The following is a 24482-nucleotide window of genomic DNA, read 5'->3' as shown; positions in this document are numbered from 1 at the left end:
CTTGGCCGGGCCGGCCCGCGCCTCCGAGGAGGGGCTGATCGCCCGCTACTTCGCCCCGCTCGCGGGGCCGGGCGCCGACGGGCTCCGGGACGACGCCGCCACGCTGACGCCCGCGCCGGGCCACGACCTCGTCCTCACCGCCGACGCCGTGGTGGCGGGGATCCACTACTTCGCCGAGGATCCGCCGGCCTCGATCGCCCGCAAGGCCCTCGGCGTGAACCTCTCCGACATCGCCGCCAAGGGCGCGGTCCCGCGCGGCTTCCTGCTGACCCTGGCGCTCCCCGACGACTGGACGGAGGCCTGGCTCGCGGGCTTCGCGCAGGGGCTCGGCGCGGCGGCCGCGGAGGCCGGCTGCCCGCTCCTCGGCGGCGACACGGTGCGCTCCGGCGGGCCGGCGCTGATCTCGGTGAGCCTGTTCGGCGAGGTGCCGACCGGCGCCATCGTGCGGCGCACCACCGCGCGGGTCGGCGACCGGATCTGCGTCACCGGCACGGTCGGCGACGCCGCCCTCGGCCTGCGGATGCGCCTGGCGCCCGGTGCCCTCTGGGCGGCCGGCCTCGACCCGGCGCTGCGGGCCGAACTCGCCGACCGCTACCTGCACCCGCGCCCGCGGCTCGCCGCCGCGGCAGCGGTCCGCCGCCACGCCTCGGCGTCCATGGACGTGTCCGACGGCCTCGCGGGCGATCTCGCCAAGATGCTGGGCGCGGGCCGCACCGCCCGGGTGGCGATAGCCGACGTGCCGCTCTCGGAGGCCGCCCGGCGCGCCTGCGCGGCGGAGCCCGCCCTGATCGAGGCGGTCCTGACCGGCGGCGACGATTACGAGATCCTCTGCACCGTGGCGCCGGAGCGCCTGGCGGATCTCGGGGCCGAGGCCGCGGCGGCCGGGATCGCGATCGCCGCCATCGGCACCGTCACCTCAGGCGACGGCCCGCCGCGCTTCGAAATGCGCGATGGCGCCGAGCGCGTGTTCGCGGCCGGGGCCTTCAGCCACTTCTGACGCCCAGATCGCGTCCGGTCCCGCGGTCATCGGGTCGGCGGCGTCCCCGACCGGGTGGCCGATCTGGCGCCGGACCTCCCCGATCATCTCGGCGGCGACCACCGGAATCCAGCGGCCGACCGGGTCCCCGCCCGCGCCGGGCGCCCGGGACAGGGCGCGCTGCAGCACGGACAGCAGGTCGTCCTGGATCGTGATCGGCTGCGCCGCGACCCGCTCGGCGATCAGGAACCCGACCGCGCCGCTCAACACCTCGATCGTCGCCGCCAGCTTGGCGGCCTGGTCGCTGCTCATGGCGAGCCCCCGTGAGAATACAACCAAAAATAGAATATTGGTTGGTTAAGGCGAGGTTAACAACCGCGGGCGCCGTGCCGGACCAGGCTGTCCGGTTTGAGAGACGGGCCTCCCCGGTCGAGACGACCGCGCCAAGCTCCGTTTCCCGCACAGGAGAGAGGACCCGTGCCGCGTTCGGCACGGGCTCGGCGATCGCCTCCGTCCCGACCCGAACACAAACGGCTCTGAACCGTCTCCCAGCGCCTGTGGAAACAGGCCGTCATCGGCCGAGGAGAAACAGGATCTGCAACATAATGCAGTTTTGCGGGTCCGTGAGGCCTATTCGCACTGTGCCATGACGCTCGATCCCCGTCCGGTTCGCCCACGCGGCGTTTGCGCTCACCGGCGAAGTTTGGCAATCAAGGCATTGTTCTGGGAAGGAAAGCCCCGAATCCGAGCACCGCGTCCCATGGCCGTCGTCCGGCGGCCAAGCTCGACAATCACAAGCCCACGCCAGGCACGATAATAACAAGGACGGTCGAATGATTCCCTTGGTCCTGATCATCGCGGGCGGGCTCTGCGCCGTCGCCTACGGCATCGTCACGATTCTCGACGTGATGCGGCGCGACGCCGGCACGCAGCGTATGCAGGAGATCGCCGCCGCCATCGCCGAGGGCGCGCAGGCCTATCTCCGGCGGCAGTACACGACGATCGGCCTCGTCGGCGTCGTCCTGTTCGTCCTCCTCGCGGTCTTCCTCGGGATCAAGGTCGCGGTCGGCTTCCTGATCGGTGCCGTGCTGTCGGGGGCGGCGGGCTTCATCGGCATGAACGTCTCGGTGCGGGCCAATGTCCGCACGGCCCAGGCCGCCTCGACCTCGCTGGGCGGCGGCCTCGACGTGGCCTTCAAGTCGGGGGCGGTGACCGGCATGCTGGTGGCGGGCCTCGCGCTCCTCGGGGTCGCCCTCTACTACCTGTTCCTCACCCGCGCGGCCCATCTCGATCCGTCGAGCCGCGAGGTGATCGACGCCCTCGTGGCGCTGGGCTTCGGCGCCTCGCTGATCTCGATCTTCGCCCGCCTCGGCGGCGGCATCTTCACCAAGGGCGCCGATGTCGGCGGCGACCTCGTCGGCAAGGTCGAGGCCGGCATCCCGGAGGACGATCCGCGCAACCCCGCCACGATCGCCGACAACGTCGGGGACAATGTCGGCGACTGCGCCGGCATGGCGGCCGACCTGTTCGAGACCTACGCGGTCACGGTCGTCGCCACGATGGTTCTGGCCGCGATTTTCTTCTCCGGTTCGACGGGGAGCGGCCGCGACGTCCTCGAGCCGATGATGCTGTACCCGCTAGCCATCGGGTCGGCCTGCATCCTCACCTCGATCGCCGGCACCTACGCGGTGCGGCTCGGGGCGAACCAGTCGATCATGGGCGCCCTCTACAAGGGCCTGATCGCCGCCGGCGTGCTGTCGATCGCGGCGATCGCGGCCGTCAACATGACCCTGCTCGGCGGGTTCTCGACGAGCTTCACCACCTCGACCGGCGTGACCTTCACGTCGGCCGGCCTGTTCGGCTGCGCGGTGATCGGGCTGGCCATCACGGCGCTGATCGTGGTGATCACCGAGTACTACACGGGCACCAACTTCCGTCCGGTGAAGTCGATCGCCGACGCCTCGGTGACCGGGCACGGCACCAACGTGATCCAGGGACTCGCGATCTCGCTGGAATCGACCGCGCTCCCGGCCATCGTGATCGTGGCGGGCATCATCAGCACCTACGCGCTCGCCGGCCTGTTCGGCATCGCCATCGCGGTGACCGCCATGCTGGCCCTGGCCGGCTTCATCGTGGCGCTGGACGCCTTCGGACCCGTCACCGACAATGCCGGCGGCATCGCCGAGATGGCGGGCCTGCCCTCGGAGGTGCGCAAGTCGACGGACGCCCTCGACGCGGTCGGCAACACCACCAAGGCGGTGACCAAGGGCTACGCGATCGGCTCGGCGGGCCTCGGCGCGCTGGTTCTGTTTGCCGCCTACACGTCGGACCTGAACTACTTCATCGCCAATGCGAGCCCGACGCAGTACCGCTTCTTCCAGGGGGTCAGCGTCGATTTCTCGCTCTCCAACCCCTACGTCGTGGTCGGGCTGCTGCTCGGTGGCCTGATCCCGTTCCTGTTCGCCGGCATCGCCATGACGGCGGTCGGGCGCGCGGCGGGCGCGGTGGTCGAGGAGGTCCGGCGCCAGTTCCGGGCGAAGCCCGGGATCATGCAGGGCACCGACCGGCCGGATTACGGGCGGGCGGTGGACATGCTGACCCGCGCGGCGATCAAGGAGATGATCGTCCCCTCGCTGCTTCCGGTCCTGTCGCCGGTGGTGCTGTTCTTCGTGATCCAGTTCATCGCCGGGAAGAGCCAAGCCTTCGCCACCGTGGGCGCGAGCCTGCTCGGCGTGATCCTCACCGGCCTCTACGTGGCGATCTCGATGACCTCGGGCGGCGGCGCCTGGGACAACGCCAAGAAGTACATCGAGGACGGCCACCACGGCGGCAAGGGGTCCGAGGCCCACAAGGCGGCGGTGACCGGCGACACGGTGGGCGACCCCTACAAGGACACCGCCGGTCCGGCGGTGAACCCGGCGATCAAGATCACCAACATCATCGCCCTGCTGCTGCTCGCCGTGCTGGCGCATAGCTGAGTTCTGCGAGGTCCGGATCGGCCGACGGGGCCGGGCTCTCCGCGAGCCCGGCCCTCTCCGTTTCGCCGTGTGCGCCCCCGCACGCGACGGTCAGCTCCGCGGCGCAGCACCTTGGCATCGCGGCGCCGCAGCGCCACCTCGGCGCCGGATTAAACCCGGACGCGGCCCCCGCCGCACCAGCACGAGGTAACCCATGCCGTCCCTGCTCGACCCGATCCGCATCGGCGCCATCGAGGCGAAGAACCGCATCTTCATGGCGCCGCTGACCCGCGGCCGCGGCACCCGCGAGCACGTTCCGACACCGATCATGGCCGAGTACTACGCCCAGCGCGCCGGCGCCGGCCTGATCCTCACCGAGGCCACCGGCATCAGCCAGGAGGGTCTCGGCTGGCCCTACGCGCCGGGCATCTGGTCCGACGCCCAGGTCGACGCGTGGCGGCCGATCGTGAAGGCCGTTCACGACAAGGGTGGCAAGATCGTCTGCCAGATCTGGCACATGGGCCGGATGGTCCATTCGGACTTCCTCGGCGGCGCCAAGCCGGTCTCGTCCTCGCCCACGACGGCCCCCGACCAGGCCCACACCTATTCCGGCAAGAAGCCCTACAGCGAGGCCCGCGCTCTGGAGGTGTCCGAGATCCCGCGCCTGCTCGCCGATTACGAGCGGGCCACCGCCAACGCCCTGGCGGCCGGCTTCGACGGGGTGCAGATCCACGCCGCGAACGGCTACCTGATCGACGAGTTCCTCCGCGACGGCACCAATCACCGCACCGACCAGTACGGCGGCTCCATCGAGAACCGCGTGCGGCTCCTGCGCGAGGTGACCGAGGCGGTGGCAAAGGTCGCCGGGCCGGAGCGCACGGGCGTGCGCCTCTCGCCGAACGGCGCGATCCAGGGCTGCAACGACTCGAATCCGGAGCCGCTGTTCGTAGCCGCCGCCCAGGCGCTCGCCGATGCCGGGATCGCTTTCCTGGAGATGCGCGAGCCGGGACCGAACGGCACGTTCGGCAAGGCCGACCACCCGCCGATCGCCCCGGCGATGCGGCGCGTGTTCCGCAACCCGATGATCCTGAACGCCGATTACGACGGGATCAGCGGCCAGAAGGTCCTGGATGCCGGCGAGGCGGACGCCATCGCGTTCGGCCGGACCTTCATCGCCAACCCGGACCTTGTCGAGCGCATCGCCAAGGGCGCGCCGCTCGACAAGGACGACGCCGCGACGTGGTACAGCCAGGGCCCCGAGGGCTACGTCGACTATCCGACCCGCACGGAGTCCCGCGCCGCCTGACGCGCCATGTCGGGACGTCTGCCGCGCCCCGAACGGGTGCGGCAGGAAAGCGCGGCGGTTCCTTGGCAGCGGACCGTCGCGCACCTATGTGACGGCAGGACCATGGATGTGCCTGCACCTCACGCGCTCGCGGAAGCCGGACCGACCGACGGGCGCTGGAGCGCCGCGGCCCGGATCGCCGAACTGCGCGACCTCGCGATCCTCGATTCCGAACCGGAGCCGCTCTACGACGACCTCGTGCGGGTCGCCGCCTACGTCTGCCGGGCCCCGGTCGCGCTGGTCAGCCTGGTGGATGCCGAGCGGCAATGGTTCAAGTCGGAGGTGGGCCTCGGCAAGCGCGAGCTGCCGATCACCTGCTCGGTCTGCGCCCATACGATCGAGGCCGGCGACCTCCTCATCATCCCGGACCTGACCGCCGACGCGCGGACCACGGAGAATCCCCTGGTGACCGGGGCGCCGGCCTTCCGCTTCTACGCGGGCGCGGTGATCCGGGGCAGCCACGGCATCCCGCTCGGCGCGCTGTGCGTGCTGGACCGCGTCCCGCGGCCGGAAGGGCTCGACTCGGAGCAGACCGCGACCCTGCTGGCGCTGGCGCGCCAGATCTCCAGCCTGCTGGAGCACCGCCGGACGCTGGCGCAGGTCGCCGCCCGCGAGGCGGAGATCGCCGCGAGCGAGCGCCGCTTCCGGGTGATGACCTCGGCGATGCCCCAGATGGTCTGGACCACCCGGCCGGACGGGTTCCACGACTATTACAACGACCGCTGGTACGAGTTCACCGGCGTCCCGTACGGCTCCACCGACGGCGAGGCCTGGAACGGGGTGTTCCATGCCGAGGACCAGGACAGGGCCTGGGCGCGCTGGCGCCACTGCCTCGCGACCGGCGAGCCCTACGAGATCGAGTATCGCCTGCGCCACCACAGCGGCGACTATCGCTGGACCCTCGGTCGGGCCATGCCGATCCGGGACGCCGAGGGCCGGATCGAGCGCTGGTTCGGGACCTGCACCGACATCGACGACCTGAAGCGCGCCGAGGCCGAGGCCCGCAAGCTCGCGGCGATCGTCGAGACCTCCAAGGACTTCATCGGGCTCAGCACCCTCGAGGGCGCGATCACCCATCTCAACGAGGCGGCCATGGCCCTGGTCGGACTGCCCGATCTCGCGGCCGCCCGCGCGCGCACGATTCCCGACTTCTTCACCGACGAGAGCCGCCGGATCCTGGCCGAGACCGTGATGCCGGCGGTGCGCCGCGACGGGTTCTGGGAGGGTGAACTCGCCTTCCGCCACTTCGTCACCGGCGAGCCCCTGGCGGTGCTCTACAACATCTTCCCCGTGCGCGACCCGACCGGGGCCGAGCTCGGCTACGCCACGGTCACCCGCGACCTGCGCGAGGCCAAGCGCGCCGAGGAGGCCCGCGATCTGCTGATCCGCGAGCTGTCCCACCGCATCAAGAACATCTTCGCGGTGGTCGGCGGCCTCGCCGCCCTGACCGCCCGGACCGACCCCGCGGCCAAGCCCTTCGTGGCCGCGTTCCGCGAGCGGCTCGGCGCCCTGGCCCGGGCCCACGAGTACGTCCGCCCGCACTCGCCCGACAGCGCCCCGCCGGTCGCCGGTCAGACGGTGCTGGGGCTGATGCGCCTGATCATGGCCGCCTACGAGGAGAACGGGCGGGCCCGCGTGGTGATCTCCGGGGACGATGCCGAGATCGGCGAGCGCACCGCCACGGCCCTCGCGCTGATCATGCACGAGCAGGCCACCAACGCGGTCAAGTACGGCGGTCTCTCGACCCGGGAGGGCGCCGTCTCGCTGAGCGGGATCCGCGAGGCGGGCCGCTACACGCTGACCTGGCGCGAGGAGGGCGGCCCGCAGGTCGCCGGCGCGCCGTCCCGGAAGGGGTTCGGCACGGTGCTGGCCGAGCGCAGCGTCGCCGGCCAGCTCGACGGGGAGCTGGAGCACGACTGGGCGCCGGGCGGTCTCCTGATGCGGCTCAGCGTCCCGCTCGAGAACCTGCGGACCTGACATGGCCCGGATGCCGGCCCGGATGCCGGCCGCGGCCGGGCCGGGTCTCGTCGTCCTCGATTTCGACGGCACGCTGGCCGACAGCTTCGCGTGGTTCTGCTCGGTGCTGAACGGCGTCGCCGACCGCTACCGGTTCCGCCGGGTCGAGGCCCACGAGGTCGAGGAACTCCGGCTCCTGGGCGCCCGGGCGATCGTCGCCCATCTCGGCATTTCGCGCTGGAAGCTGCCGCTCATCGCCCGCCACATGCACGCGCTGGCCGCCCGCGACGCGGCGCAGATCGCCCTGTTTCCCGGCGTCCCGGCGATGCTGGCCGCGATCGCGGAGGCGGGCGTGCCGATGGCGATCCTGTCGTCGAATCGCGCCGACACGGTGCGGCGGGTGCTCGGGCCGAACAATGCCGCCCGGATCGGCACCTACGCCTGCGGGGCCTCGATCTTCGGCAAGGCGCGCCGGCTGCGGGCGCTGCTCGCGCGGACCGGGGTTCCGCCGCACCGGGCCCTCTGCGTCGGCGACGAGATCCGCGACCTCGAGGCGGCGCGGGCGCTGGGCTGCCCGTTCGGCGCCGTGGCCTGGGGCTACACCGACCCGCGGGCCCTCGCGTCCCTTGGCCCCGAGCACCTGTTCCCGGAGCCGGGGGCGATCGCCCGCCTCGTGGCGGGCGAGGCCGGTCACATGCCGCGATTGGCGCCCGGCACGACGCTGGTGCCGCTGCCGCTGCCGAACGGCTCGTAGCGGGTCAGGCCGCGGAACAGCTGGCTGAGGAAGGCGCGGTCGGCGCCGCTCGTCGGCGTCGTGCGCTCGATGAAGTCGAAGATCCGGCCGTCCTGCAGGCCGTAGAGCGCCACCCGCTCGACCTTGAAGGCGGGCGAGAAGTAGACCGCCGTGACCTTCTGGTCCTCGACCTGCTCGCCCAGGAACATGATCGTCCGGCGGGTGTTCTGCGAGATGTAGTACCAGGACTTGTTGCCGACCGTGGACACGGTCGACGGCGTGCCGAGGATCTGCAGCACCTGCTCGGGGCTCATGCCGGGCTTGATCGTGGCGAGCGCCGCCTGATCGACCTGGTAGCCGTGGCGCAGCTCCTCGCCGATGCAGCCGGACAGGCCGCTTGCCGCGAGGCCGAGCAGGGCGAGGCGCGCGAAGGACTGGACGAAACGGCGCCGCATCGGGCCCCCAGAGAGCGTGTTGACGGACGGGGCGCGACCGTCGTCGCCGGCACGGAACTCCGACGGCGCTTGCGCCCAGGGCGTGGGTTGCCGTACCGCGGGGTTATGGCTTTGACAAGGCAAGCTTGGCCACAGAGGGCCGGGGTTCCGCATCGATGATCGCCGGGTTGTTCCGCCGCGCGGGCGCGCGACGCCGCGCCGTCGAGGGGCTGCACGTCGCCCTGAGCCAGGCCGCGCGCCGGCCGGGCCTCTACACGGATCTCGGGGTGCCCGACACCGTGGAGGGCCGGTTCGAGTCCCTGTGCCTGCACGCGATCCTGGTCCTGCGCCGGCTGAACCGGCTGCCGCCGCCGGCCGCCGAGGTGGCGCAGGATCTGGTGAATTCCGTCTTCACCCAGCTCGACGCCTCCCTGCGCGAGCTGGGCGTCGGCGACATGGGCGTGTCCAAGCGGATGAAGAAGCTCGGCGCCGCCTTCTACGGCCGGGCCGAGGGCTACGACGCGGCCCTGGAGGCCGGCGACGGCGTGGCCCTGGAGGCCGCCCTCGCCCGCAACGTGCTCGGCGGCGAGGGGGACGGGCGCGGTCTCGCCGCCTACGTGCGGGCGGCCGACGCCGCCCTCGCCGGGGCCGATCTCGACGGGCTGCTCGGGGCCGGGCCGCCCTTCCCGGAGCCCGACGGCTTCGCGCCGGCACCGGCCGGCACCGACGACGGAGGACGCGCATGAGCCGCGATGCCAGCCAGGACAGCTTCCCGCTCGCGCGCTGGGTCAACGTCGAGCGCCTGCCCCAGGGGCGCGGCGCCGTCACCGTGGAGGCGACCCCGGCCGAGTGCGCGGCGCTGGCCGCCGATTTCGGCATCCCGGGGATCCGCGACCTCGTCGGGCGCTTCGCCATCGAGGGGGCGACCAGCCGCCTCACCGTCACCGGCACCGTGGAGGCCCTGGTGACCCAGGTCTGCACCGTCAGCCTCGAACCCTTCGAGGCGCCGGTCCGCGAGCCGGTCGAGGTGGTGTTCACCGACACCGACAGGCTCGCCGGCACCGATGCCGAGGACGCCGACATCCCCGACCCCCTTGTCGGCGGCCGCGTCGATTTCGGCGCGCTTACCGCCGAGTTCCTGGCGCTGGGCCTCGACCCGTACCCGCGCAAGCCCGGCATCGCCTTCGAGCCGGTCGTGGCGGGCGACGATGCGGGACCCCTCGACGGGCTGCGCAAGCTCCGCGACGGCTGAGGCCGCCGCGCCCGGCCGGAACCGCCGGCCGCCCGATTTCATTTGCCCGCCGGGCCGGTATCGCTATGGTCCGCCGCGCCCGGCGGGCCTCGTCCCGCCGACGTCCGAACCCCTTTCCCGCCGAGACCCGCGACCCGCTACCGACATGTCCCAACGCGTGTGCATCTCGCTCGACGCCATGGGTGGCGACCACGGGCCCACCACGGTCGTGCCCGGCGCGGCCCTGGCCCGGGAGCGCCATCCCGGCACCACCTTCCTGATGTTCGGCGACGAGGCCGTGATCGCGCCGCTCGTGGCCAAGGAGCCCCGGCTCAAGGACTGCGTCGAGATCCGCCACACCAGCGTGGCCGTGGCCATGGACGACAAGCCGAGCCAGGCGGTGCGCCAGGGCCGGGGCAAGTCGTCCATGTGGCAGGCGATCCAGGCGGTCCGCGACGGGCAGGCCGATGCCTGCGTGTCGGCCGGCAACACCGGCGCGCTGATGGCGATGTCGAAGATCTGCCTGAAGACCATGTCGGGCATCGAGCGGCCCGCCATCGCCTGCCTGTGGCCGACGGTGCGCGGCGAGAGCGTCGTGCTCGACGTCGGCGCCACCATCGGCACGGATGCCGAGCACCTCGTCGAGATGGCCGTGATGGGCTCGGCCATGGCGCGCATCGTGTTCGACCTCGACCGCCCCACCGTCGGCCTGCTCAACGTCGGCACCGAGGAGATGAAGGGCAACGAGGCGGTCAAGGAGGCCGCCCGGATCCTGCGCGAGATGGAGAGCCCCGGCCTCGCCTATCACGGCTTCGTCGAGGGCACGGATCTCGGCCGCGGCACGGTCGACGTGGTGGTGACCGAGGGGTTCACCGGCAACATCGCCCTCAAGACCGCCGAGGGCACCGCCAAGCAGATCGGCACGTACCTCCGCGCCGCCATGACCCGGACGCTGGCCGCCAAGATCGGCGCCCTGTTCGCGCGGCAGGCCTTCAAGGCCCTCAAGGACAAGATGAACCCGAGCCGGGCCAACGGCGGGGTGTTCCTCGGCCTCGAGGGCATCGTCATCAAGAGCCACGGCTCGGAGAACGCGCAGGGCTTCGCCGCGGCGATCGATCTGGCGCACGACATGGCGCGGCACGACATGATCCGCACGATCCGCGAGATGCTCGACCAGACGGCGGCGCTGGCGCCGGCCTGACGCCGGCCCCGGGCCTCCGTCGACGGACGGGATGGAAATCGGACGCCCGCGGCTTCACAACCGAAGATTGTGAAGCTGGTGTCGTCCGGGAAGGACAATGATGGCAACCCTCCGCACTGACCCCGAGCAGCACCGGCGCGTCCCCCCTCTGCGCTCGGTGGTGGTCGGGACCGGATCGAGCCTGCCCGCGCGGGTGGTGACGAACGCCGATCTGGCCGAGCGGGTGGACACCTCCGACGAGTGGATCGTCCAGCGGACCGGGATCCGCCAGCGCCACCTCGCGGGGCCCGACGAGACCACCTCGGTCCTCGGCACGCGCGCGGCCAAGGCCGCCCTGGACGATGCCGGCCTGACCGCGGACGACATCGACCTCGTGATCTGCGCCACCTCGACGCCGGATCACACCTTCCCGGCGACCGCGACGCAGATCCAGTCGGCGCTGGGCATCCATCAGGGCGCGGCCTTCGACCTGCAGGCGGTCTGCGCCGGCTTCGTCTTCGCGGTCTCGACCGCCGACAAGTTCCTGACCACGGGGGCCGCCCGCCGCGCCCTCGTGATCGGCGCCGAGACCTTCTCGCGGATCGTCGACTGGGAGGACCGCACCACCTGCGTGCTGTTCGGCGACGGGGCCGGCGCCGTCGTGCTGGAGGCGCAGGAGGGGGCCGGCGACCGCGGCGTCCTCAGCGCGAGTCTGCGGTCGGACGGTCGCCATCGGGAGAAGCTCTACGTCGACGGCGGCCCGGGCTCCACCGGCACCACCGGCCACCTGCGCATGGAGGGCCGCGACGTGTTCCGATTCGCCGTGGGTCAGGTCACCGACGTCATCGTCGAGGCCTTCGCGCAGGCGGGCATCACCGCGGAGGAGCTCGACTGGTTCGTGCCGCATCAGGCCAACCGCCGCATCATCGAGGCCTCGGCCGACAAGCTCGGGGTCGCCCGGGACAAGATCGTCCTGACGGTGGACCGCCACGGCAACACCTCGGCGGCCTCGATTCCTCTGGCCCTCGACGTGGCGCGGCGGGACGGCCGCATCCGGGCCGGCGACCTCGTGATGATCGAGGCGATCGGCGGCGGGTTCAGCTGGGGCGCGGCGCTGATCCGCTGGTGAGGCCGCGGACGGCGTGCCCGAAACAATTCGCTGCTCCGGCGCGGTTGACCGGGGGCGGAGCGCCGATTAGCGTGCCGGATCATAGGGATACGCCTTCAGCGTTCGGCGCGGCCAAGGGTGCTGCGCCACGCGTCATGGGGCGAGCGATGCGGGCGAGGGGACACGGCATGGCAGGCAAGACGGTGACGCGCGCCGACTTGAGCGAGGCCGTCTACCATCAGGTGGGCCTGTCGCGGACCGAGTCGGCCGCCCTCGTCGAGACCGTGCTTTCCGAGATCTGCAGCTGCCTCGCGAGCGGCGAGACGGTGAAGCTGTCCTCGTTCGGCTCCTTCGTGGTGCGCAGCAAGGGCAAGCGCGTCGGCCGCAATCCCAAGACCGGGGTCGAGGTCGCGATCGAGCCGCGCCAGGTGATGGTGTTCAAGCCCTCGAATGTGCTCAAGGCCAAGATCAACGGCCTGAACGGCGCGGGCGATCACGACGACGAGTGAGCCCGCGTCGCCGTCTGGGAGGGCGCCGAGAGAGCGGCCGGGAGAGCGGCCGGGCTGCCCGGCTCCTCGGGCTTGAGTGCGGTCCCGGGAGCCGTCAAGATCGGGCCTCTTCGCTCCGCTCCGTAAGACGCCCATGCCGCCAGCCCTCGCCGCCTCGACCGACGAACCGCCGACCGGGATCGGCGAGAAGAGCGCCCACGCGTTCCGGACGATCAGCGAGGTGGCCGAGGAACTCGACGTGCCCCAGCACGTGCTGCGGTTCTGGGAGACCCGCTTCGGCCAGATTCGCCCTGTGAAGCGGGCGGGCGGTCGGCGCTACTACCGGCCCCAGGACATCGAGCTCGTCGCCGGCATCCGCCACCTCCTGCACGTGCAGCGCTACACCATCGCGGGGGCGCAGCGGGTCCTCAAGGAGAACGGCGTCCGCTTCGTGCAGGCCGTCGGTCGCGGCGAGGCCGTGGCGGCCGAGCCCCTGCTCCAGGAGGTCGAGACCGAGGCCGGGACCCGGGGCGACGCGCTCGGCGCCTTGGATCGGGCAGCCCTGGCCGAGGCCCTGGACGAGCTGCGCGCCTGCCGCGCCCTGCTCGACGGGTTGCGGGACCTGCCCGACGCGGAGGTCTGAGCGGCCCCGCCGGACCCGACGGGCCGCCCCGCACACGCGGCAGGCGAACTTTCCGGCAACAACTTGCGTTGTCGCCCGCATGGCCGCGCCCAAACCCAAGTTGACGCCCAGCCAGGAACTGATGGCCCGCATCATGCGGATCGTCCGCTCCTGCCCGGAGGCGGCCTCCGAGGTCCTGGAACTGATGTTCCTCGTCAGCCAGATCGAGGCGGCCACCGGCGTCGACCGGGAGTATCGCGACGCCAAGCGGGTGATCAGCCGCCTGCGCAACCCCCTGTGGGAGATGGGTCCCACCGACCGGGAGAAACTCCTGGCGGCCGCCGAGACGATCCGCCGGGTCTGCCGGCTGGCCGAGGACGAGATTCCCCCCGTGCCGGTCGCCGATGCCGGGGAGCGGGCGCGGGTCGAGGGGCGGCTCGCCGCCGCGCTGGCCGGCGAGTTCGACGCCGCGCAGATCGCCCGCATCACCGGGATCGTCGCGGCGGCCCTCCAGAATTAAGCCGCCGCCCCGGCCCTCGACGCCCGTGCAGGGCGTCCCCACATGGTCTGGACCGATGAACGGGGCATCCGGACGCGTGTTCGGGGAGAGGTCCCGGGTCGGCTTTGGAGAGACGCTGCCATGATTGCCCTACGTCCGCTCGCCGCGCTGCTCGCAGGGAGCATGGCACTGGCCGGGCCCGCCCTGGCCCAGGCGCCGTCCAGCCGAACCAAGACGGTGGCGCCCGGCAAGACGGTCCGCATCGAGATCGCCCCGAACCTCAAGAAGGACTGTTCTCCTGGGCCGATGCCCGAGTTCAAGGTCTCGGGTCCGCCGAAGAACGGGTCGGTGATCACCAAGGTCGGCAAGCTGAAGACGCCGGCGAGCTACCGCTGTCCCAACAAGGAAGCGGCCGTCCAGGCGCTGTTCTACCAGCCCAACAACGGCTTCACCGGCACCGACGAAGTGACGTTCGAGGTCAAGAGCTCCGACGGCCAAGTCCAGACGCAGACCGTCAAGATCACGGTCGGGGGCGCGGGCGCCAAATCGGGAGACGACGGCAAGAAAGAGGGCACGGATTTGTGAGCAGGCTCCGGCCGAAACGGTATCTGCCCAGTTCTGCCGCCGGGGCAGCCGCCCGGGGGCGGCACGGAGTCTCGTCTGTGCCGCCTTCAGCGCTCCGGAGTGTTGCATGCAATCGACATGCCGGGCGCCACGCTCGCCGCACTGCGACAAAAGCGGGCCTGTCGGTTGCATCCGAGCCGAGACAGGATGAAGCTGTCACGGTCTGAGAGGGTTATCGAATGCCGATGCATGCGACGAACGACCTTTTCCAGAGCTTCGCCCGAGGGTACGAGGCCCGCCGCGACACGGAGATGACGCTCTCCGAGTATCTCGAGGCCTGTCGCGACGAGCCCCTGATGTACGCCTCGGCCGCCGAGCGCATCCTCGCGGCGATCGGCGAGCCGGAATTCGTGGACACCGCCAGGGATTCGCGCCTCGGCCGGATTTTCATGAACCGGACGATCCGGACCTACCCGGCCTTCCGCGAATTCTACGGCATGGAGGAGACGATCGAGCGGATCGTCTCGTTCTTCCGCCACGCGGCGCAGGGGTTGGAGGAGCGCAAGCAGATCCTCTACCTGCTCGGGCCGGTGGGCGGCGGTAAGTCGTCGCTGGCCGAGCGGCTGAAGCTCCTGATGGAGGTCCACCCCGTCTACGTACTCAAGGCCGGGGACGAAGTGTCGCCGGTCTTCGAGAGCCCGCTGGGTCTGTTCGACCCCGAGACGATGGGCGAGGAGATCCAGCGCCGCTACGGCATCCCGCGCCGGCGGCTGACCGGCCTGATGAGCCCCTGGGCGCTGAAGCGCCTCGACGAGTTCAACGGCGACATCTCGCGCTTCAAGGTGATCAAGGTCCGGCCCTCGCGCCTGCGCCAGATCGCCATCGCCAAGACCGAGCCGGGCGACGAGAACAACCAGGACATCTCGTCGCTCGTCGGCAAGGTCGACATCCGCCGGCTGGAGACGCTGTCGCAGGCCGATCCCGACGCCTACTCGTACTCGGGCGGCCTGAACCGGGCGAACCAGGGCATCCTCGAGTTCGTCGAGATGTTCAAGGCGCCGATCAAGATGCTGCACCCGCTGCTCACCGCGACGCAGGAGGGCAACTACGTCGGCACCGAGAATATCGGCGCGATCCCCTTCACCGGCGTGATCCTGGCCCACTCGAACGAGGCCGAGTGGCAGACCTTCAAGACCAACAAGAACAACGAGGCCTTCATCGACCGGATCTACGTGATCAAGGTCCCGTACTGCCTGCGCGTCACCGAGGAGCAGCGGATCTACGAGAAGCTGATCTCCGGCTCGGAGTTGTCGGACGCGGCCTGCGCGCCCGGCACGCTGGAGATGCTGGCGCGGTTCTCGGTGCTCTCGCGGCTGCGCGAGCACGCCAATTCCAACGTCTTCTCGAAGATGCGGGTCTACGACGGCGAGAGCCTGCGCGAGGTCGATCCCCGCGCCCGCTCGATGCAGGAGTACAAGGACACCGCCGGCGTCGACGAGGGCATGGACGGGATCTCGACCCGCTTCGCCTTCAAGGTGCTGGCCGCGACCTTCAACCACGACACCACCGAGGTCTCGGCCGACCCGGTGCACCTGATGTACGTGCTGGAGCAGTCGCTGCGCCGCGAGCAGCTCCCGCCCGAGACCGAGAAGAAGTACCTGGAATTCATCAAGACCGAACTGGCCCCGCGCTACGCGGAGTTCATCGGCCACGAGATCCAGAAGGCCTACCTCGAATCGTACCACGATTACGGGCAGAACCTGTTCGACCGGTACATCGACTACGCCGACGCCTGGATCGAGGACCAGGACTTCAAGGACGCCGAGACCGGCCAGCTGATGAACCGGGAACTCCTGAACCAGGAGCTGACCAAGATCGAGAAGCCCGCCGGGATCGCCAACCCGAAGGACTTCCGCAACGAGGTGGTGAAGTTCGCCCTGCGCTCCCGGGCGCAGCACGGCGGCCGCAACCCGAGCTGGACCAGCTACGAGAAGCTGCGCGAGGTGATCGAGCGGCGGATGTTCTCCCAGGTGGAGGAGCTGCTGCCGGTGATCTCCTTCGGCTCGAAGAAGGACGGCGAGACCGAGAAGAAGCACGGCGAGTTCGTCGAGCGCATGGTGGCGCGCGGCTACACCGAGCGGCAGGTCCGCCGCCTGGTGGAGTGGTACATGCGGGTGAAGCAGGCCGGCTGAGGGGCGACGGGGCTCGACCGGCCCGCTCGGTCGGCCGGGCCCCGTTCCGACCCTCCGCCGCCACAGTTTCGGACGACCGGCCGGCGAAGATCTCGGCCCTGCTGCGAAAGGAGGATCCATTCCTCCGGTGGCGGCATGGTACGACAAGGGTCCAGGCCCGGCCGGAGCACGCGGACGAGGGTTTTCGCAGCGGATGCACATCGTCGACCGACGTTTGAACCCGGGCGGCAAGAGCCTCCCGAACCGCCAGCGCTTCCTGCGGCGCGTGAAGGACGTGGCCCAGCGCGCGGTGCGGGAATCCGCCCGCGAGAAGGACATCAAGGACCTCGGCAAGGACGGCCGCGTGACCGTGCCGGTGGACGGCGTCCGCGAGCCGCGCTTCTCGCGCCAGCCCGGCACGGGCCTGCAGGACCACATCCTGCCGGGCAACAAGACCTACGTGGAGGGCGACACGATCGAGCGCCCCCCGGGCAGCGGCGGCGGTCGCGGCTCCGGAGAGGGCGGGGAGGGCGGCGAGAACAGCGAGGACGCGTTCCGCTTCGTGCTCACCCGCGAGGAGTTCCTGGAGCTCTTCCTCGAGGATCTGGAACTGCCCGACCTCGCCAAGCGGCGGCTGGCCGTGGTGGAGACGGAAGGCCTGCGCCGGGCGGGCTACACGGTCACCGGCTCGCCGGCGAACCTCGCGCTCACCCGCACCCTGCGGAACTCGATGTCGCGGCGGATCGCCCTCAAGCGCCCGAAGCCCGACGAGGTCGCGGCCCTGGAGGCCCGGCTCGACGCCCTCGCCGAGGGGCATCCGGAGCGGCCGGACCTGGAGCAGGCGCTGTTCCGGCTGCGCGAGCGCGCGAAGCGCATCCCCTACGTCGATCCGATCGACCTGCGCTTCCGTCGGTTCGAGCCCTACCCGCGGCCGATCGCGCAGGCGGTGATGTTCTGCCTGATGGACGTGTCCGGCTCGATGACCGAGCACATGAAGGACCTCGCCAAACGGTTCTACATCCTGCTGCACATCTTCCTGACGCGCCGCTACCGGCACGTCGAGATCGTGTTCATCCGCCACACCGACCGGGCGACCGAGGTGGACGAGGAGACCTTCTTCGGCTCGCGCGAGACCGGCGGCACCCTGGTCTCATCGGCCCTGGTGGAGATGAAGCGCGTCATCGCCGAGCGCTACGACCCCAACGACTGGAACATCTACGCCGCCCAGGCCTCGGACGGCGACAACGTCTCCTCCGACGGTCCGACCTCCACGGAGCTGCTGCGGTCGCACATCCTGCCGGCCTGCCAGCACTTCGCCTATCTGGAGGTCGGGGACGAGAACGGCCCGCGCGCGGGCTTCGTCGAGCACCGCACCACCCTGTGGCGGACCTACGAGGCGATCGCCAAGGCCGGGGGCCCGATCGCCATGCGCAAGGTCAACCACCGCCGGGAGATCTACCCGGTCTTCCGCGAGCTGTTCGGGCGCAAGGAAGGCCGCGCCGAGGCGGAGGCGTGATGCCGTCGCACGCATCGACCGATCGGGAGGCCGCATGACGCTCGTCAAGGCACGCACGCCCCAGATCATCGCGGGCAACCAGAAGCCGCTGTTCACCGGCAACGACTGGGATTTCGACACGATCCGGCGGATCCACGACGCCTGCGAGGCGGTGGCCGGGCCGCAGCTCGGCCTGTCGTGGTACCCGAACCAGATCGAGATCATCACGGCCGAGCAGATGCTCGACGCCTACGCGTCGATCGGCATGCCGCTGTTCTACAAGCACTGGTCCTTCGGCAAGCACTTCGCCCAGCACGAGGCCGGCTACCGCCGCGGCCTGATGGGGCTCGCCTACGAGATCGTCATCAACTCCGACCCGTGCATCTCCTACGTCATGGAGGAGAACACGGCGACGATGCAGACGCTCGTCATCGCGCACGCCGCCTTCGGCCACAACCACTTCTTCAAGAACAATTATCTGTTCCGGCAGTGGACCGACGCTGAAGGTATTCTGGACTACCTGGATTTCGCGAAAGGCTTCATCGCCCGCTGCGAGGAGCGCTACGGCCACCAGGCGGTGGAGCAGGTGCTCGACGCCGCCCACGCGCTGATGAGCCAGGGCGTCCACCGCTACCCGCGCAAGAAGCGGCCGGACCTCGCCTCCGAGCAGCGGCGCGAGCGCGAGCGGATCGAGCACGGCGAGCAGATCTACAACGACCTCTGGCGGACCCTGCCGCAGAAGACCGGCGCCGTCCGCTCCGACCTGGCGGCCGAGCGGCGCAAGGCGCTGCTGGAGCTGCCGCAGGAGAACATCCTCTACTTCCTGGAGAAGGTCGCCCCGCGCCTGCGCCCGTGGCAGCGTGAGATCCTGCGCATCGTCCGCCTGGTCGCCCAGTATTTCTACCCGCAGCGCCAGACCAAAGTGATGAACGAGGGCTGCGCCACCTACTGCCACTACCGGATCATGAACGCCCTGTCGGAATCCGGGCAGATCACCGAGGCGGCCTACCTGGAGTTCCTGCAGTCGCACACCAACGTCATCCGGCAGCCGAACTACGACGACCGCTCCTACGGCGGCCACAATCCCTACGCAATCGGCTTCGCGATGATGCAGGACATCGCCCGCATCGCCGAGCAGCCGACCGAGGAGGACCGGGCGTGGTTCCCCGACATCGCCGGGGTCGGCGACGCCATGGCGGTCCTGCGCGACTGCTGGGAGAATTACCGGGACGAGAGCTTCATCCAGCAGTTCCTGTCGCCCAAGCTGATGCGCGACCTGCGCCTGTTCCACGTAGTCGACGACCCGGAGGAGCCGGAGCTGCGGGTGGAGGCGATCCACGACGAGCGCGGCTACCGCAAGCTGCGCCGCTCCTTCGCGCGCCAGTACGACGTGGCGTGGCTCGATCCCGACATCGAGGTGGTGGACGTGGATCTGGAGGGCGACCGGCGCCTGATCCTGCACCACAAGGCGATCAACAGGATCACCCTGCAGAAGGACGACGCCAAGCGCGTGCTGCAGCACCTCGCCGACCTCTGGGGCTACGACGTGGTGCTCAAGGAGGTCGAGCCGGCCACCGGCGCGGTGCTGGGCGAGATCACCGCCAGCGCGCGGCCGATCTTCTTCTGAGCGGGACGGCGGGAGGGCGCCTCCCGTCGCGTCACCATCCTGATGTGGCGTCCGGCCGAAACCCGCGATGGCGGCAGCCCTCTGTCATCACCAGCGCAGTGAAGTGACCCAGGGGCGCGCGACATCCGTGAATGTAGCGCCGACTGGATCGCTTCGCGTAGCTCGCGAAGACGACACCGGCGGATCGACTGGGACCTTCCGATGAGGACGACGGTTCGGAGCGCCGCGTGATTGCCTTGGCGGTACCGCCGTGCTGCATGAGGCGATGACCGCCACGATCCTCACCCTCGCCGAGACCAGCGACTTCCTCGACCGCGAGTTCCCGCAGATGCAGGCGGGCGGGCGCGCCTACCACCTCGAGGCCGTGGGACCGCTCTCGGCGCGGATGCGGCTCGAAGCCCACGAGCGCTTCCTGCGTCCCGGCGCGACCGTGTCGGGGCCGGCCATGATGGCGCTCGCCGACTACGCCCTCTACGCGGCGATCCTGGCCAATATCGGTCCCGTGGCGCTCGCGGTGACGACGAGCCTCACCTTCAACTTCCTGCGCAGGCCCGCCACCGGGGATCTCGTGGCCGAATGCCGGCTGCTCAAGCTCGGCCGGCGCCTCGCCGTCGGCGAGGTGTCGATCACCGCCGTCGGCAGCCCCGACCTCGTCTGCCACGCCACCGGCACCTACTCGATCCCGCCGCGCTGACGCGCTGGGCCGTCATTGCGAGCGGAGCGAAGCAACCCAGGGCTTCGCGACACGCGAGAGCGTGGCGCTGCTGGATTGCTTCGCTCCGCTCGCAACGACGAGGGTGCCCAGATCAGCCAGCCCGCGCCTCGCTGAGCCGGGCGGCGTAGCGGGCGATCAGGTCGACCTCCAGGTTGAGCCGATCCCCCGCGCGACGCTCGCCCCAGGTGGTGACCTGCAGCGTGTGCGGGATCAGCAGCACCGAGAACAGGTCGACCTGGACCGCGTTCACCGTGAGCGAGGTACCGTCGAGGCAGACCGAGCCCTTCTCGGCGATGAACTGCTTCACAGCGGCCGGCGCCCGCAGGGTGAAGCGCTCGCTGGCGCCCCAGGCATCCGCCGTGACGCTCTCGCGCTCGACGATCTCGGCGAGGCCGTCGACGTGGCCGGTGACCAGGTGGCCGCCGAGCTCGTCGCCGACCTTCAGCGAGCGCTCGAGGTTGATCCGCGTGCCCGCCGCCCAGGTGCCGACGGTGGTGCGCGCCAGCGTCTCGGCGGCGGCGTCCACCGCGAAGACGCAGCCGCCCTCGGCCGGCTCCACCGACACCGCCGTGAGGCACGGTCCCGCGCAGGCGATCGAGGCGCCGAGCGCGATCGTCGCCGGGTCGTAGGAGGCGCGGATCGCGATCCGGCGCAGGTCGCCCGCGCCCGAGACCGAGACGACCGTGCCGACAGCGCTGACCAAGCCCGTGAACATCGCTTACGTCCTGTTGCGTTCGTAGGTCACGGTCACGTCGGGCCCGAGCTGCAGCCGCTCGGAAGCCCGGAACCGATCGCCCGCCAGCGCCTCCGCCAGGGCCGGGCCCAGGGCCGGCAGGCCGCCCGCCGGTCCCAGCTCCGCCGGCCCGGTGACCAGCGTGCAGGCATCGATCAGATCGGCCCGGGCCAGCGCCTCCGCAAGGCGGGGGCCGCCCTCGCTGCAGAGGCGGGTCAGGCCGCGCTCGCCGAGATGCGCCAGGGCCGCCGGGAGATCGATCCCGCCGGCCGCGTCCGCCGGCACGGTGGCGACCTCGACGCCGAGGGCTTCCAGGGCCCGCCGCGCGTGGGCCGGGGCCGAGCGGGTCGTGAGCACCAGGGTCGGCGTGTCGCGGGCGGTGCGGGCGAGGACGCTGGCCGGGGAGAGCCGCAGATGCGTGTCGAGCACGACCCGCAGGGGCGAGCGCGCGCCCAGGCCCGGCAGCCGCACGGTCAGCGACGGGTCGTCGGCCCGGGCCGTGCCGATGCCGATCAGGATCGCGTCGGCGTGAGCCCGCCAGAGGTGGACCGCCCCGTCCGCCACCGGCCCGGTGATCCGCAGGCGCTCCGGCCCGGCGGAGGCGCAGAAGCCGTCGCGGGTGCGGGCGAGCTTGAGGTGCAGGGCCGGGCGGCCGCGGGTCACCCGGGTGATGTGGCCGACATGGTCGCGCGCCGCCTCGTCCCGCATCAGGCCGGTCTCGACCGCGACGCCGCCCCGCCGCAGGAGGTCGTGGCCGCGCCCCGCCACCCGCGGGTCGGGGTCCTCCAGGGCGCTGACCACCCGGGCGATCCCGGCGGCCAGGATCGCGTCGGTGCAGGGCGGCGTGCGGCCGTGATGGGAGCAGGGCTCCAGGGTGACGTAGAGGGTCGCGCCGCGGGCGGCCTCGCCGGCGGCGGCGAGCGCCACGGGCTCCCCGTGCGGGCGCCCGCCCGGCGCCGTGGCCGCCGTCCCGAGGATGCGGCCGGTCCCGGGCTCGACCACGACGGCGCCGACCGACGGGTTCGGCCAGGTTGTGCCGAGCCCGCGCCGGCCCAGCGCCAGGGCGAGGCGCATGAAGTTCGTGTCGCCGCTCATGGACGCCCGGCGCGGCGCCGCCCCGACCCCTCGGGCTCCGGGTCGCTCTCCGGACCCGGCGCGGCCGCCGGTAGCGGCGTGCCGTCGCTCAGCGTGCCGAGCAGCTCCTCGAAGTCCCGGGCCTCGCGGAAGTTCTTGTAGACGGAAGCGAAGCGCACGTAGGCCACGTCGTCGAGGCCCTTCAGCCCCGCCATCACCAGCTCGCCGATCGCCTCGGAGGTCACCTCGGGCTCGCCGGCGCTCTCGAGCTGCCGGGTGATGCCGCTGACCAGCCGCTCGATCCGCTCCGGATCGACGGCGCGCTTGCGGAGCGCCACGTCGATGGAGCGCTGGAGCTTGTCGCGGTCGAACGGCACGCGCTTGCCCGAGCGCTTGAGCACCACGACCTCGCGGAGCTGCACGCGCTCGAAGGTGGTGAAGCGGCCGGCGCAGTCCGGGCAGACCCGGCGGCGCCGGATCGCGGCGCCGTCCTCGGAGGGCCGCGAGTCCTTCACCTGGGTCTCGGAGCCGCCGCAGTAGGGACAGCGCATGGATCTCGCTACTCGGGCATGGAAACGGCCGCGGACCGATCGGATCCGCGGCCGTTTCCTAATCCACCGCGGGCCGGCCCGGAAGACCGGCCCACGCTCAAGCGGCCCCCTTCTCAGCCGTAGATCGGGAACCGGTCCGTCAGCGCGTGGACGCGGGTCTTGACGTCGGCCTCGACCGCGCTGTCGCCCGCCTCACCCTTGGCGGCGAGCCCGTCCAGCACCTCGACGATGAAGCCGCCGATCTGCTTGAACTCCGCGACGCCGAAGCCGCGCGAGGTGCCGGCCGGGGTGCCGAGCCGGATGCCCGACGTGACGGTGGGCTTCTGCGTGTCGAACGGCACGCCGTTCTTGTTGCAGGTGATGTGCGCCCGCGACAGCGCGGCTTCCGCCGCCTTGCCGGTCAGGCCCTTCCGCTGGAGGTCGACCAGCATCAGGTGGTTGTCGGTGCCGCCCGAGGTGATGTCGTAGCCGCCCGAGATCAGCGTGTCGGCGAGCGCCTTGGCGTTCTCGACCACCTGGCGGGCGTAGATCTTGAACTCGGGCTTCAGCGCCTCGCCGAAGGCCACCGCCTTGCCGGCGATGACGTGCATCAGCGGGCCGCCCTGGAGGCCGGGGAAGATCGCCGAGTTGAACTTCTTGGCGAGCGCCTCGTCGTTCGTCAGGATCATGCCGCCGCGCGGGCCGCGGAGGGTCTTGTGGGTCGTGGTGGTCACCACGTGGGCGTGCGGGAACGGCGACGGGTGCACGCCCGCGGCGATCAGCCCGGCGAAGTGGGCGGCATCGACCATGAAGTAGGCGCCCACCGAGTCGGCGATCTCGCGGAACTTGGCGAAGTCCCAGTGGCGCGGATAGCCCGAGCCGCCGGCGATGATCACCTTCGGCTTGTGCTCCTGCGCGAGCTGGGCGACCTGCTCCATGTCGATCCGCTGGTCGTCACGGCGCACCGTGTAGGAGACCGGCTTGAACCACTTGCCCGAGACGTTCGGCGGAGCGCCGTGCGTCAGGTGGCCGCCGGCTGCGAGGTCGAGGCCGAGGAAGGTATCGCCGGGCTGCATCAGCGCCAGGAACACGCCCTGGTTGGCCTGGGAGCCCGAATTCGGCTGCACGTTGGCGAAGCCGCAATCGAACAGGCGCTTGGCGCGCTCAATGGCAAGGTCCTCGGCGATGTCCACGAACTGGCAGCCGCCGTAGTAGCGCCGGCCCGGATAGCCCTCGGCGTACTTGTTGGTCAGCACCGAGCCCTGCGCCTCCAGCACGGCGCGGGAGACGATGTTCTCCGAGGCGATCAGCTCGATCTCGTGCTGCTGACGGCCGAGCTCCTTGGCGACCGCCTCGGCGATCTCGGGATCGGCCTCGGTCAGGGGGGCGGCGAAGAAGCTGTTGGAGAAGTGCTTGTCGGCGGCGGTACCGGCGCTCATGGTCTGCCTCTGTTCTGGTAGGGGCGATGCCCGGCCTTTCGTCGGCGTGCACGGGCGGGCGTTGAAGGGGGGATTCCTACACGCGCCGAAGGCGCAGGCCAAGCACAGGCATTTTGCTCGCGCGCCAAGAATAATTTGTCGCAGCCATCCGCGGCGGCGGGGGCGGCGTCTGCATAAATTCCTTCATCGCGGCGAATCGCCGGACGAAAGGAAAATATTCTTGGAATAAAACGTGAACGATTCGAGGATCAGAGACGCGATGCGGTACGATGATCTGTCCGATGTCTTGGGTGAGGTCGTCCAGACCTGTGATCCTGGACAGGGTCCCCTGTACGGCATCGAGGTTCACACGAAGTTCGCGGCACGGATGCGGGAACTCGACCTGCCCGGCATCGGCCGGCACGGTATCGAGCAGAGTTTCAGCGCCGGCGATCTGGTGCGCTACGGATTGGACGGCAGCGTACGGACGGACGTGATCCTCCGCGACGGCAGGACCAGCGCTGCCCCGGTTCGAGCGATCTGGGATTTCAAGACCGGCAAAGCGCAGTTGACGCTGGCGCGCGCGCGAACTGCGCAGACGTGTCGGCGTGGATGACAGTGTTCCC

24 protein-coding genes are annotated in these 24482 nt (G+C 70.9%); 18 read left to right on the top strand and 6 right to left on the bottom strand.

Going from position 1 to position 24482, the window contains the following annotated elements; translation table 11 throughout:
• Window position 1 precedes the first annotated feature (1 nt).
• Entirely contained in the window at window positions 2-997 is a 996-nt protein-coding gene (gene thiL, locus LOK46_RS21030) for a thiamine-phosphate kinase (protein ID WP_273560362.1), read from the top strand.
• Here thiL and LOK46_RS21025 read toward each other — a convergent pair.
• The gene (locus tag LOK46_RS21025) at window positions 917-1288 is read right to left on the bottom strand and encodes a hypothetical protein (protein WP_273560361.1); all 372 of its coding nucleotides are present in this window, start codon (window positions 1286-1288) and stop codon (window positions 917-919) included. The genes thiL and LOK46_RS21025 overlap by 81 nt on opposite strands.
• A 521-nt stretch (window positions 1289-1809) precedes the next feature.
• On the opposite strand from LOK46_RS21025, the gene LOK46_RS21020 reads away from it, so the two are divergent.
• The 4 genes from LOK46_RS21020 to LOK46_RS21005 all read left to right on the top strand — a co-directional run bounded on the left by LOK46_RS21020 (window position 1810) and on the right by LOK46_RS21005 (window position 7988).
• Window positions 1810-3954, top strand: coding sequence for a sodium-translocating pyrophosphatase (locus tag LOK46_RS21020; RefSeq protein WP_273560360.1), 2145 nt, complete (start codon window positions 1810-1812; stop codon window positions 3952-3954).
• A 193-nt stretch (window positions 3955-4147) separates the two neighbouring features.
• A complete protein-coding gene (locus tag LOK46_RS21015; RefSeq protein WP_273560359.1) occupies window positions 4148-5239 on the top strand; it encodes an alkene reductase in 1092 nt (363 codons plus the stop codon).
• A 102-nt stretch (window positions 5240-5341) separates the two neighbouring features.
• The gene (locus tag LOK46_RS21010) at window positions 5342-7255 is read left to right on the top strand and encodes a PAS domain S-box protein (protein WP_273560358.1); all 1914 of its coding nucleotides are present in this window, start codon (window positions 5342-5344) and stop codon (window positions 7253-7255) included.
• A gap of 1 nt (window position 7256) precedes the next feature.
• Window positions 7257-7988 (top strand): HAD hydrolase-like protein, encoded by a 732-nt coding sequence (locus LOK46_RS21005; protein WP_273560357.1) that lies wholly within the window; start codon window positions 7257-7259, stop codon window positions 7986-7988.
• Here LOK46_RS21005 and LOK46_RS21000 read toward each other — a convergent pair.
• Window positions 7925-8422, bottom strand: coding sequence for an outer membrane protein assembly factor BamE (locus LOK46_RS21000; RefSeq protein WP_273560356.1), 498 nt, complete (start codon window positions 8420-8422; stop codon window positions 7925-7927). The two genes, LOK46_RS21005 and LOK46_RS21000, sit on opposite strands and share 64 nt — an antisense overlap.
• A 155-nt stretch (window positions 8423-8577) precedes the next feature.
• Between LOK46_RS21000 and LOK46_RS20995 the strand changes: the two genes are divergently transcribed.
• The 12 genes from LOK46_RS20995 to LOK46_RS20940 all read left to right on the top strand — a co-directional run bounded on the left by LOK46_RS20995 (window position 8578) and on the right by LOK46_RS20940 (window position 20080).
• Window positions 8578-9147: a ubiquinol-cytochrome C chaperone family protein gene (locus LOK46_RS20995; protein WP_273560355.1), complete on the top strand. Its 570-nt coding sequence runs from the start codon at window positions 8578-8580 to the stop codon at window positions 9145-9147.
• Window positions 9144-9653: a YceD family protein gene (locus LOK46_RS20990; protein ID WP_273560354.1), complete on the top strand. Its 510-nt coding sequence runs from the start codon at window positions 9144-9146 to the stop codon at window positions 9651-9653. Before LOK46_RS20995 ends, LOK46_RS20990 begins: the two co-directional genes overlap by 4 nt.
• 145 nt (window positions 9654-9798) lie before the next feature.
• A complete protein-coding gene (gene plsX, locus LOK46_RS20985; protein ID WP_273560353.1) occupies window positions 9799-10833 on the top strand; it encodes a phosphate acyltransferase PlsX in 1035 nt (344 codons plus the stop codon).
• Window positions 10834-10933: 100 nt separating this feature from the next.
• Entirely contained in the window at window positions 10934-11941 is a 1008-nt protein-coding gene (locus LOK46_RS20980) for a beta-ketoacyl-ACP synthase III (protein ID WP_273564655.1), read from the top strand.
• 167 nt (window positions 11942-12108) lie between these two features.
• Complete coding sequence (locus tag LOK46_RS20975; RefSeq protein WP_020093876.1) at window positions 12109-12429, top strand: integration host factor subunit alpha; 321 nt, start codon at window positions 12109-12111, stop codon at window positions 12427-12429.
• Between the two features lie 133 nt (window positions 12430-12562).
• Window positions 12563-13051 carry a MerR family transcriptional regulator gene (locus LOK46_RS20970; protein ID WP_273560352.1) on the top strand — a complete coding sequence of 163 codons (489 nt, stop codon included), beginning with the start codon at window positions 12563-12565 and terminating at the stop codon, window positions 13049-13051.
• Window positions 13052-13130: 79 nt separating this feature from the next.
• Window positions 13131-13550 carry a hypothetical protein gene (locus LOK46_RS20965; protein ID WP_273560351.1) on the top strand — a complete coding sequence of 140 codons (420 nt, stop codon included), beginning with the start codon at window positions 13131-13133 and terminating at the stop codon, window positions 13548-13550.
• A gap of 120 nt (window positions 13551-13670) precedes the next feature.
• On the top strand, window positions 13671-14114 hold the full coding sequence (locus LOK46_RS20960; protein WP_273560350.1) for an Ig-like domain-containing protein: 444 nt from the start codon (window positions 13671-13673) through the stop codon (window positions 14112-14114).
• Window positions 14115-14332: 218 nt separating this feature from the next.
• Window positions 14333-16285 carry a PrkA family serine protein kinase gene (locus LOK46_RS20955; RefSeq protein ID WP_020093872.1) on the top strand — a complete coding sequence of 651 codons (1953 nt, stop codon included), beginning with the start codon at window positions 14333-14335 and terminating at the stop codon, window positions 16283-16285.
• Window positions 16286-16478: 193 nt separating this feature from the next.
• Window positions 16479-17780, top strand: coding sequence for a YeaH/YhbH family protein (locus tag LOK46_RS20950; protein ID WP_273560349.1), 1302 nt, complete (start codon window positions 16479-16481; stop codon window positions 17778-17780).
• Between the two features lie 34 nt (window positions 17781-17814).
• Complete coding sequence (locus LOK46_RS20945; RefSeq protein WP_273560348.1) at window positions 17815-19386, top strand: SpoVR family protein; 1572 nt, start codon at window positions 17815-17817, stop codon at window positions 19384-19386.
• Window positions 19387-19651: 265 nt separating this feature from the next.
• Window positions 19652-20080 (top strand): PaaI family thioesterase, encoded by a 429-nt coding sequence (locus LOK46_RS20940; RefSeq protein WP_273560347.1) that lies wholly within the window; start codon window positions 19652-19654, stop codon window positions 20078-20080.
• Window positions 20081-20192: 112 nt separating this feature from the next.
• Here the strand turns inward: LOK46_RS20940 and LOK46_RS20935 are convergent, their stop codons facing one another.
• The 4 genes from LOK46_RS20935 to glyA all read right to left on the bottom strand — a co-directional run bounded on the left by LOK46_RS20935 (window position 20193) and on the right by glyA (window position 23877).
• A complete protein-coding gene (locus LOK46_RS20935; protein WP_273560346.1) occupies window positions 20193-20816 on the bottom strand; it encodes a riboflavin synthase in 624 nt (207 codons plus the stop codon).
• A 3-nt stretch (window positions 20817-20819) separates the two neighbouring features.
• Window positions 20820-21929, bottom strand: coding sequence for a bifunctional diaminohydroxyphosphoribosylaminopyrimidine deaminase/5-amino-6-(5-phosphoribosylamino)uracil reductase RibD (gene ribD, locus LOK46_RS20930; RefSeq protein WP_273560345.1), 1110 nt, complete (start codon window positions 21927-21929; stop codon window positions 20820-20822).
• Entirely contained in the window at window positions 21926-22459 is a 534-nt protein-coding gene (gene nrdR, locus LOK46_RS20925) for a transcriptional regulator NrdR (RefSeq protein ID WP_273560344.1), read from the bottom strand. The genes ribD and nrdR overlap by 4 nt, the downstream gene beginning before the upstream one ends.
• 113 nt (window positions 22460-22572) lie before the next feature.
• Window positions 22573-23877, bottom strand: coding sequence for a serine hydroxymethyltransferase (glyA, locus tag LOK46_RS20920; protein WP_273560343.1), 1305 nt, complete (start codon window positions 23875-23877; stop codon window positions 22573-22575).
• A 259-nt stretch (window positions 23878-24136) separates the two neighbouring features.
• Here glyA and LOK46_RS20915 point away from each other — a divergent pair, with 259 nt between their 5' ends.
• Entirely contained in the window at window positions 24137-24472 is a 336-nt protein-coding gene (locus LOK46_RS20915; protein WP_273560342.1) for a hypothetical protein, read from the top strand.
• Window positions 24473-24482 lie beyond the last annotated feature (10 nt).

This window comes from Methylobacterium sp. NMS14P (assembly GCF_028583545.1).
Taxonomy (GTDB): Bacteria; Pseudomonadota; Alphaproteobacteria; order Rhizobiales; family Beijerinckiaceae; genus Methylobacterium.
This window is presented reverse-complemented; position numbering and strand designations above follow the sequence as displayed.